Origin of the sequence: Catenibacterium sp., from assembly GCF_052354645.1 — a bacterium.
GTDB classification, from domain to species: Bacteria; Bacillota_I; Bacilli_A; order Erysipelotrichales; family Coprobacillaceae; genus Catenibacterium; species Catenibacterium mitsuoka_A.
In genome coordinates, this window is sequence record NZ_DAWDDM010000060.1 from 1 (window position 1) to 9,225 (window position 9,225).

A 9,225-nucleotide genomic window follows, 5' to 3' on the forward strand; every position below is an offset into this window, starting at 1 on the left:
ACTTAATACATTCTTAAGAAGACAGTTCAAGGAATATGGTATCAAGCCTCTTGATGTAGTTATTACAAGTGGTAAGAAGAATATGAACTTTGATGAAATCTTTGATAAGATTGATGAATACCGTCACGGCCGTGATGTATATGTCGTAGGTATTACTAATGTTGGTAAGTCTACATTTATCAACCGTATGTTGAAGAACTATTCAGATGCATCTAATCTTATTACTACAAGTGAATTCCCTGGTACCACTCTTGATTTAATCAAGATTCCTCTTGATGATCATTCATCTTTATATGATACTCCAGGTATCATGAATGAACATCAGTACACATCTGTTGTAGATGAAAAGGATTTGGCTTATATTATGCCTCAGGGCGAAGTAAAGCCTATGATATACCAGTTGAATGATGATCAGTCAATCTTCTTTAGTGGTCTTGCAAGAATTGATTATACAAAGGGAGATAAAGGAAACTTCATCTGCTACTTTTCTAGAAATATGCAGATTCATCGTACAAAGACTGAAAAAGCAGATGAATTATTTAATAGACATAAACAGTTACAGGTTTATGGACCCGCTTCATCAATGAAAGAAATGAAGGCTTATGAATTTACTTTACCAGAAGAAAAACGTGATATAGTGATCTCTGGTTTAGGATTTATATGTATTCATGCACCTAAAGGCAAGATCAAGGTTTATGTACCTGAAGGTATTGATGTATTTATGAGAGAAAGTTTAATTTAGAGGATATATGAATGTTAAATAGTAAACAGAAGAAATTTTTAAGAAGCGAAGCACATAGCTTAAAGCCAATTTTTCAGGTTGGTAAAGATGGTGTAGGAGAAAAACAGATCAACAGCATCAATGATGCATTAAAGGCTAAAGAACTTATTAAAGTGAAGTTATTAGATACTTGCCCTGAAACAGTGAATGAAGTAGCTTTAGAAATCTCAATGGGTACTAAAGCAGATGTGGTTCATATTATTGGACATACAATCGTTTTCTATAAATCAAGTGAAAAAGGAATTTATAAGATCTAATGAATATTGGATTACTTGGTGGTAGTTTTGATCCTATCCATAAAGGGCATATAGAGATTGCAAAGGAGGCTTTATCTTTACTTTCTCTTGATTCATTTTACTTCATTCCTACTAAAAACAACCCTTGGAAGGATAAACAGAATGCCCCTGGCGATAAGCGTAAAGAAATGATAGAGATTGCGATTCACCAGGAACCAAAAATGAAGGTTTGTACTATTGAGCTTGATACTACAAGCGATGAAAAGAATTATACAATTGATACGATTCATGCATTAAAAGAAATGTATCCTAATGATAATTTATATTATTTAATGGGTATGGATCAGGCTATGGCGTTTGAAAAATGGAAACAAGCTGAAGAAATATCAGAATTAGTCCAGCTAGTAGCCTTTAATAGAGGTGGTTATCCTACAGCTCATCCTAATTTAGAGAGATATCACTTTATTAAGATGGATAATGTAGAAATAACTGCATCTAGCACAGAAATCAAAGAAGGGGCATTAGATATGCTCGATAAAGATGTACTCAAATATATTTCTAAAAATGGCTTATATCTTGATACAATGATTAGAAATAGAATGAAAGAAAAACGCTATAAGCATACTCTAAGTGTCGCTTCTCTCACAAGAGATTTCTGTAAAAGCAATGGCATTGATCCTCTCAAAGGCTATATTGCTGGTATGATGCATGATGTTGCAAAAGAAATGCCTCATGATCAGGCTAAAAAATTAATGAAGAAGCATTATGCTTCTCATTTAGATCAGCCTGAACCTATCTGGCATCAATGGCTCTCACGTTATGTATGTGAGAATGAATTTCTTATCAGTGATGAAGAAATCTTAAAAGCCATTGAAGATCATACAACAGCTTCTACATCTATGAGCCTTCTTGGTATGAGTTTATATTGTGCTGATAAGTTAGACCCTTTAAGAGGTTATAATTCATCAGAACAGATTACTTTATGTAAACGTGATATTAAAGCAGGATTTAGAAACTGTCTGACTGATTTTTATGAATTTTCCACAAAGAAGCATCGTCCAATCGACCCATGTTTCTTTGAAGTTTATGATAAATATGTAAAAGGAGTTAATAATGACTAAAGTAGAATGTATTGTGAAAGCAATGGACGATAAATTAGCCCAGGATATTGTGGCAATCAATATGGAGAACGCCTCTCCTTTATATGACACATTTATTTTATGTACTGCATCTAATAAACGTTTATTAAATGCGATTCAGGATAATGTAGTTGACCAGTGTGAAATGAATGGTTTTGAAATTAAAAGCATAGAAGGCCGTGGTAATGCAGAATGGATCCTTATTGATGCAGGTGATGTGATCTGCCATATCTTCTCTGAAGAAGCACGTAAAGAATATAATTTAGAGAAATTATGGAGTGATATGCCTACTATTGATATCAAGGAGTATCTTGCATAATGACTGCCTATAAAGAGTTTTCTTATTATTATGATTCTTTAATGGACCCGGACTTCTATTCAGATTATTTAGAATTTATTCATGAACATGCTAATCTTAAAACAGTATTAGAACTAGGATGTGGAACTGGATTAACTGCTATTGAACTTGCGAAAGAAGGTCATCAGGTTCTAGCCACTGATTTATCTGAAGATATGGTAAACATCACTGCCTTAAAAGCTAAGGATGAAGGTGTTGAACTTCTAACTGAAACAATTGATATGTGTGATTTTGCCTTATCTCAGCCTGTAGATACTATTCTTTGTTTAACAGATGCAATTAACTATGTTTTAAGCAAGAAGAAGGTGCAGGATGTTTTTAATAATGTTTATGAAGGTTTAAAATATAATGGAACATTTATTTTTGATGTGAACAGTCTTTATAAATGTAATGTGATTTTAGATGATTACAATGAAAAGAATGAAGATAAAGATTTCTTCTTCTCATGGGATGTAGAAAGTGATCATAAAGGTGGGATTACTCATCATATTATTATTGACGAAGATGGTCATCATGTTGATGAAACACATCGTCAAAAAACACTTCCTGTTGAAGAATATGTTAAGATGCTTAAAAAAGCAGGATTTAAGTCAATTGCTTATTATAGTGATTTTAGTGAATACAAGGAAGAGTGTGAACGTATTATATTTGTAGTAAAGAAAGTGAGGGATTAACATGTTAGGTATTATTGGTGCAATGGAAGAAGAAGTCAATGAAATACTTGCTTTAATGAATGTTGAAAAAGAATACCAGGAATGTAATTATCATTTTTATGAAGGTTTATTAGGAAAAAAAGAAGTTGTAGTTGTCCAGGGTGGTATTGGTAAAGTTAATGCAGCTATTTCAGCTACTCTTTTATTAAAGAACTTTGATATTGATCATGTCATCAATGTTGGTTCTGCAGGTGGACTTGATTTAAAAGAAAATGTCGGAGATGTCATCATCAGTGAAAAGGTAGCGCATCATGATGTCGATGTCACTGCTTTTGGACGTCCATATGGACAAGTACCTGATATGCCTCTTTACTATGAAGCTGATATGACACTTGTTTCTTATGCAAAAGAAATCTTTGAACATAATGGCTTAACAGTATATAGTGGTCTTATTGTCTCTGGTGATCAATTTGTCGCAAGAAAAGACCAGGTAGATGCAATCAAAGAACACTTCCCTGATGCATTATGTTCTGAAATGGAAGCTGCAACAGTAGCTCAGGTATGTACAGTCTTTAATAAACCATTTATTATTGTACGTGGATTAAGTGATATTTTTGATAAAGGCAGCAGTTCTATCCAGTTTGATCAATATCTTAAGGAAGCTGCAAAGTCATCAGCACGTATGTGCTATGATTTAGCTCAAAAACTTGTATAAATGAATAGAATTGAATTATTGGCCCCTGCAGGTGATTTTGAGTCTCTGCAGGGCGCTATTGCGAATGGCGCTAATGCGATTTATCTTGGAACAACTGCCTTTTCAGCACGTGCCTTCGCTAAGAACTTTAATCTAGAAGAACTAGACCAGGCTATTCAGTATGCTCATCTAAGAAATGTAAGAATATTTGTAACTGTTAATACATTATATCAAGATGATGAAATGAAAGATGTCATTTCATTAATTGATAGTTTATATGAGTTACAAATAGATGCACTTCTTATCCAGGATATTGGCTTATTAAAACTAGTTCATGAAAGATATCCTGATATGGAACTTCATACTTCTACTCAGATGAGTGTGATGTCATTAGAAGCATTACGTTATTTTGAAGATCTAGGTGTTAAAAGAGTCGTTCTTGCTAGAGAAAATACCATTGATGAAATTAAATATATCTGTTCTCATACAGATTTAGAAATAGAAGTATTTGCGCATGGTGCATTATGTGTGGCTTATTCTGGACAGTGTTTGATGTCTAGTATGATTGGTAGAAGAAGTGGTAATAGAGGCGCCTGTGCACAGCCATGCCGTTTACCTTATAGTTTAGAAGAAGATGGCAAAGTGATTGATACAAGTTATCTCATGTCTACAATGGATTTATGTACATCTGATCATATTAATGAATATATTGAAGCAGGTGTTGCTTCTTTAAAGATAGAAGGGCGTATGAAGCGTCCTGAATATGTAGCTGCAGTCACTCAGGTTTATTCTAAAGCTATTAAACATTATTATGAGAATACACCTAGCTATACAAAAGAGAACTTCAATGATATGAAACAGATGTTTAATCGCCATTATACATCTGGTTATCCATTTCATGCTGATAAGATTGTAGATGAGACATTTTCAGGTAATCAAGGCGTTTTCTTAGGTTATGTTAAAGGATATGACTACCGTAGTAAACGTGTCTCTATAGCCCTAAAAAATGATTTAACACAGGGTGATTCTATTGTCTTTACAGAAATAGATAAAGGAAGACCTGTCAATAAGATTTATTATCAAAATAAGCTCATCAATAAAGCAGAAGCAGGCATGAATGTTCAGATTGAGTTTGATGATGTAGTGAAGGGTGGAACTGTTAATAAAACAATCAGTGTAGATACAATTAACCGTATGCAGAAAACATATCAGGAAGAAAAGAAATATCGAAAGATTGATATGTCCTTTAAAGCATCTCTTAATAAGCCTTGTACGCTTGTTGTAAAATGTGATGATGAAGAAGTATCTGTAGTAAGTGAACAGATCATTGAAGAAGCATCAAAGCGTGCTGCCACTAAAGAGAATATCATTGATCATCTCAATAAGCTTGGTCATACTGTGTATGAAGCAGATAAGATTGATGTAGAGTTATATGGTGAATTATTTATACCTATCACAATCATCAATAATATGCGTCGTGAGGCACTTTCTAAGCTAGATGCATTATTTACCTTTAAGAAGCACCACAAGGCTCCTATTAAAGAAATACAGCCTCTTAAAGTCATTCCACAAAGTGTATCTGAGTATCATGTAGTAGTTTCTAATATAAAACAGTTAGAAATTGCCTTAAGATATTATGATCATGTCTACTACTACTATGATGCAAATCTAAAAAAAGCATTAGAATGCTTCAAAAAATATGATAAAGTACCTAATCTTTATCTACCTCGTATTATGCATGATAAAGATATACAAGAAGTCATTCACAATCCTTTATTGAAAGAATTCAATACGTTAATTGTCAATGACTTTGGAAGCTATAGATTATTAAAAAATCATCCTCTTATTATTGGCCAGGGATTTAATATTTATAACCATTATGATGCTTATGCATTTAAAGAACCAGTCATTGCATCATTTGAATGTACAAGAAAACAGATTAAACAGATGAAGGATTATAATGCTGATCTTATTTTGCCTATCTATGGTAAAACAGAGAATATGATCAGTGAACACTGTGTTATTTCACAATCTTATTTCCATAAGAAAGTACCACATTGTGGTATGTGCAAAAAACATTCTTATAAGATTGTAGATAGAAAAGGTGTTTCTTTTGATATCTTTACTGATGATCAATGTCGTAATCATATACTACATAATGAACCAATCTATGTAGAAAACCATCAATCTCTAAATATTTCATATTTTATTATGATGACTACAGAAGATGAAAATGAGACTGTAACCGTTTTAGAAGACATAAAAAAACGTACTTCTAAAGGGAAGAAAAGTGATTTAAAGAAGCCTTATGCAGTAGGATATTTCAAATAACATTTTAGATAAAATCTATATTTTTCATAATTCCTAAATTGCCACCTTTATTTTTTTGTGTTATAATAAACTACAGATAGAAATGGGGAGGTAAACTTATGGCATTAGATATGGATCTCGCTAAACGTCTAAAAACTTATAGAACTTTTAAGAACTTAACACAAAAAGAAGTTGCTGCACATCTTAATGTACCTCATTCTGCAATTTCAGATATTGAAAATGGTAAAAGAGATGTAACAGTAGGGGAATTAAAAATTCTTTCACGCTTATATGGACGTAGTGTAGAAGAAATCATGAGTGGTAAGAAATATGACTACTATAATATTGCGAATATTGCTAGATTATTATCTGAATTACCAGATGAAGATCTAAAGGAAGTCATGTTCATCATTGAATATAAGAGAAAAAGATTAGAAGAAAAATAGTATTTTTAAAGGGAGATAGTTCGCTATCTCCCTTATTTCATATTCTTTACAATCTTTTTAAATTCATCAAGTAATACCATACCTTCTTCAAGAACTTCCTGGTTACAGATATGATGATCAAGACTATCATAATAGATGACATTAAATGGTTCTGTCTCAACAATGGCATATGTTCCATAACCATAGCTTCCTCGATTGATCATTGCACTACCTGGATTCACAAAAGTGATTCCTTCATGAATCTGAATCGTAGGCACATGTGTATGTCCATGAAAACATATCGTGCAATGATTTTCTTTACATGCTTTTATAAGTTCATCATAGCCTGCATAGACATGATAATCATTACCATGGGTCACAAATATATCTTTGTAAACTACATAGTGAGGAAAGACTTCTTCATCATGATTTCCATGTACAACTATATCATAATCTTTAAGTAATGGATCATTTGGAAGGAGAGAGGAGTCTCCACAATGTACCAATAAATCCACCTTGTTTTTCCATTTATTTGTTATATTTTCTAATATATCGTTATACATATGCGAATCACTTACAACTAACACCTTCATTTTAACCACCTCTAAAATATTATAAATTAAATTTATAGCCTTTTGAATATCCTTTTTTGTATTGTGCCAAAAAAACTTTTGGGTAAGTGTTTACATCATGGCTAAAAATTAGTATAATTAATACAGAAATTAGAAAAGGAGTAATGACAATGAAAACAATTTTATTAGTATGTTCTGCAGGTATGTCTACTAGCTTATTAGTAACTAAAATGGAAGCCGCAGCTAAGGAACAGGGAGTTGAAGCAAAAATCTTCGCTTTACCATTCTCTGATGCACCTAGAGTATTAGAAGAAGTTGACTGTATCTTACTTGGCCCACAGGTTAGATTCCAGAAAGCTGCAATCGAAAAGTTAGCTGCTTCAAGAAAAGCTGGTGCTATCCCTGTTGACGTTATCGATATGAGAGATTACGGAACAATGAACGGTAAGGCTGTTCTTGCTAGTGCTCTTAAATTATTAGGCGAATAACATAAACACACAAAAGAGAAGGAGATATTCCTTCTCTTTTTTTGATATTACAATCAATTTAAATTACTTTTAAAGGCTATTATTTAGTCTAAGCATATTTTTACACTTTTTATTTATCTTTTTACTTAGTTTTGCTATAATGTTTAAAAATTTATGAAAACGGAGGATTCGACTGTGAAAAAAGGTATTATTACTGTAGTTGGAAAGGATCAGGTAGGTATTATTGCAAAGGTATGTACTTATCTTGCTGAGAATGATATTAATATTTTAGATATCTCTCAGACTATTGTACAAGGTTATTTCAATATGATGATGATTGTCAATCATGATGCTTCTAGCAAAGCATTTAATGACTTAGCAGATGAACTTGCTGCTTTAGGTAAAGAAATTGGTGTTGATATTAAAATCCAGCATGAAGAAATCTTTAATATGATGCATAGATTATAAGGAGATGTGTAGATGATTAATCAGTTTGAAGTTATTGAAACAAATAAAATGATTGAAGAGGAAAATCTAGATGTAAGAACTATTACAATCGGTATTAGCTTATTTGAATGTATTGATTCTTCTTTAGATGTTCTTTGTGACAATATTTACAACAAAATCATGTCTACTGCAAGAAATCTTGTACCTGTAGGACAGTCTATTGAAAAAAAATATGGTATTCCTATTGTGAATAAGCGTATCTCAGTTACGCCTATTGCAACTATCGGATCTTCAGCCTGCAAGAAGCCAGAAGACTATGTACAGATTGCAAAAACACTAGATAAATGTGCAAAGGAATTAGGTATTAACTTTATTGGTGGTTATACTGCCATTGTTTCTAAAGGAATGACTAAAGCTGAACGTATGCTTATTGAGTCTATTCCACAGGCTATGAAGGAAACTGAATTTGTATGTTCAAGTGTTAATGTTGGTTCTACTAAGACTGGTATTAATATGGATGCTGTCGCATTACTTGGACAGATTGTAAAAAAGACTGCATATGCTACTAAGGATATTGAGTCTATTGGCTGTGCTAAACTTGTTATCTTCTGTAATGCCCCAGATGATAACCCATTTATGGCTGGTGCATTCCATGGTATCAGTGAATCAGACGCCATTATTAATGTTGGCGTCAGTGGTCCTGGTGTTATGCATAAAGCAATTAAGAACGCAAAAGGTAAAGACTTTGGTGAACTATGCGAAATCATCAAGAAAACTGCATTTAAGATCACTCGTGTAGGTCAGTTGGTTGCATTAGAAGCATCTGAAGCATTAGGTATTCCTTTTGGTATTATTGACTTATCTTTAGCACCTACGCCTGCTATTGGTGACTCTATTGCCGATTGTTTACAGAGCATGGGTCTTGAAAGAGTAGGGGCTCCAGGTACTACTGCAGCACTTGCTATCTTAAATGACCAGGTGAAAAAGGGTGGCGTTATGGCTTCATCTTATGTAGGTGGTTTGTCAGGTGCCTTTATTCCAGTTAGTGAAGACCAGGGTATGATTGATGCAGTCAATGCAGGATCTTTAACTTTAGAAAAACTAGAAGCAATGACTTGTGTATGTTCAGTAGGTCTAGATATG

12 protein-coding genes are annotated in these 9,225 nt (G+C 33.0%); 11 read left to right on the forward strand and 1 reads right to left on the reverse strand.

Annotated features, from left to right (window positions below; all coding sequences use genetic code 11):
* The 8 genes from ACT8VG_RS04160 to ACT8VG_RS04195 form a co-directional block, all read left to right on the forward strand.
* Positions 1 to 742, forward strand: a 742-nt coding sequence (locus tag ACT8VG_RS04160; RefSeq protein ID WP_444195261.1) for a GTPase, incomplete at its 5' end; no start/stop codon positions are given.
* A gap of 11 nt (positions 743 to 753) precedes the next feature.
* The gene (gene yhbY, locus ACT8VG_RS04165) at positions 754 to 1,038 is read left to right on the forward strand and encodes a ribosome assembly RNA-binding protein YhbY (RefSeq protein WP_022424384.1); all 285 of its coding nucleotides are present in this window, start codon (positions 754 to 756) and stop codon (positions 1,036 to 1,038) included.
* Positions 1,038 to 2,138: a nicotinate-nucleotide adenylyltransferase gene (locus ACT8VG_RS04170; protein ID WP_217106353.1), complete on the forward strand. Its 1,101-nt coding sequence runs from the start codon at positions 1,038 to 1,040 to the stop codon at positions 2,136 to 2,138. The genes yhbY and ACT8VG_RS04170 overlap by 1 nt, the downstream gene beginning before the upstream one ends.
* Positions 2,131 to 2,475, forward strand: a complete 345-nt coding sequence (gene rsfS, locus ACT8VG_RS04175) for a ribosome silencing factor (protein WP_006506640.1) — start codon at positions 2,131 to 2,133, stop codon at positions 2,473 to 2,475. Before ACT8VG_RS04170 ends, rsfS begins: the two co-directional genes overlap by 8 nt.
* Positions 2,475 to 3,188, forward strand: a complete 714-nt coding sequence (locus ACT8VG_RS04180) for a class I SAM-dependent DNA methyltransferase (protein WP_444195262.1) — start codon at positions 2,475 to 2,477, stop codon at positions 3,186 to 3,188. Before rsfS ends, ACT8VG_RS04180 begins: the two co-directional genes overlap by 1 nt.
* 1 nt (position 3,189) lies before the next feature.
* Complete coding sequence (locus ACT8VG_RS04185) at positions 3,190 to 3,882, forward strand: 5'-methylthioadenosine/adenosylhomocysteine nucleosidase (protein ID WP_217106355.1); 693 nt, start codon at positions 3,190 to 3,192, stop codon at positions 3,880 to 3,882.
* Positions 3,883 to 6,192, forward strand: a complete 2,310-nt coding sequence (locus ACT8VG_RS04190) for a peptidase U32 family protein (RefSeq protein ID WP_444195263.1) — start codon at positions 3,883 to 3,885, stop codon at positions 6,190 to 6,192.
* 98 nt (positions 6,193 to 6,290) lie between these two features.
* The gene (locus ACT8VG_RS04195; protein WP_117458020.1) at positions 6,291 to 6,617 is read left to right on the forward strand and encodes a helix-turn-helix domain-containing protein; all 327 of its coding nucleotides are present in this window, start codon (positions 6,291 to 6,293) and stop codon (positions 6,615 to 6,617) included.
* A gap of 32 nt (positions 6,618 to 6,649) precedes the next feature.
* Here ACT8VG_RS04195 and ACT8VG_RS04200 read toward each other — a convergent pair whose 3' ends face one another.
* Positions 6,650 to 7,189 carry a YfcE family phosphodiesterase gene (locus tag ACT8VG_RS04200; RefSeq protein ID WP_217106357.1) on the reverse strand — a complete coding sequence of 180 codons (540 nt, stop codon included), beginning with the start codon at positions 7,187 to 7,189 and terminating at the stop codon, positions 6,650 to 6,652.
* 149 nt (positions 7,190 to 7,338) lie between these two features.
* On the opposite strand from ACT8VG_RS04200, the gene ACT8VG_RS04205 reads away from it, so the two are divergent.
* The 3 genes from ACT8VG_RS04205 to ACT8VG_RS04215 all read left to right on the forward strand — a co-directional run.
* Positions 7,339 to 7,656, forward strand: coding sequence for a PTS sugar transporter subunit IIB (locus ACT8VG_RS04205; RefSeq protein ID WP_006506646.1), 318 nt, complete (start codon positions 7,339 to 7,341; stop codon positions 7,654 to 7,656).
* 174 nt (positions 7,657 to 7,830) lie between these two features.
* Positions 7,831 to 8,103, forward strand: a complete 273-nt coding sequence (locus ACT8VG_RS04210) for an ACT domain-containing protein (protein ID WP_255413810.1) — start codon at positions 7,831 to 7,833, stop codon at positions 8,101 to 8,103.
* A 12-nt stretch (positions 8,104 to 8,115) separates the two neighbouring features.
* Positions 8,116 to 9,225: PFL family protein (locus tag ACT8VG_RS04215; protein ID WP_444195264.1), on the forward strand; the 1,110-nt coding region annotated here is incomplete at its 3' end.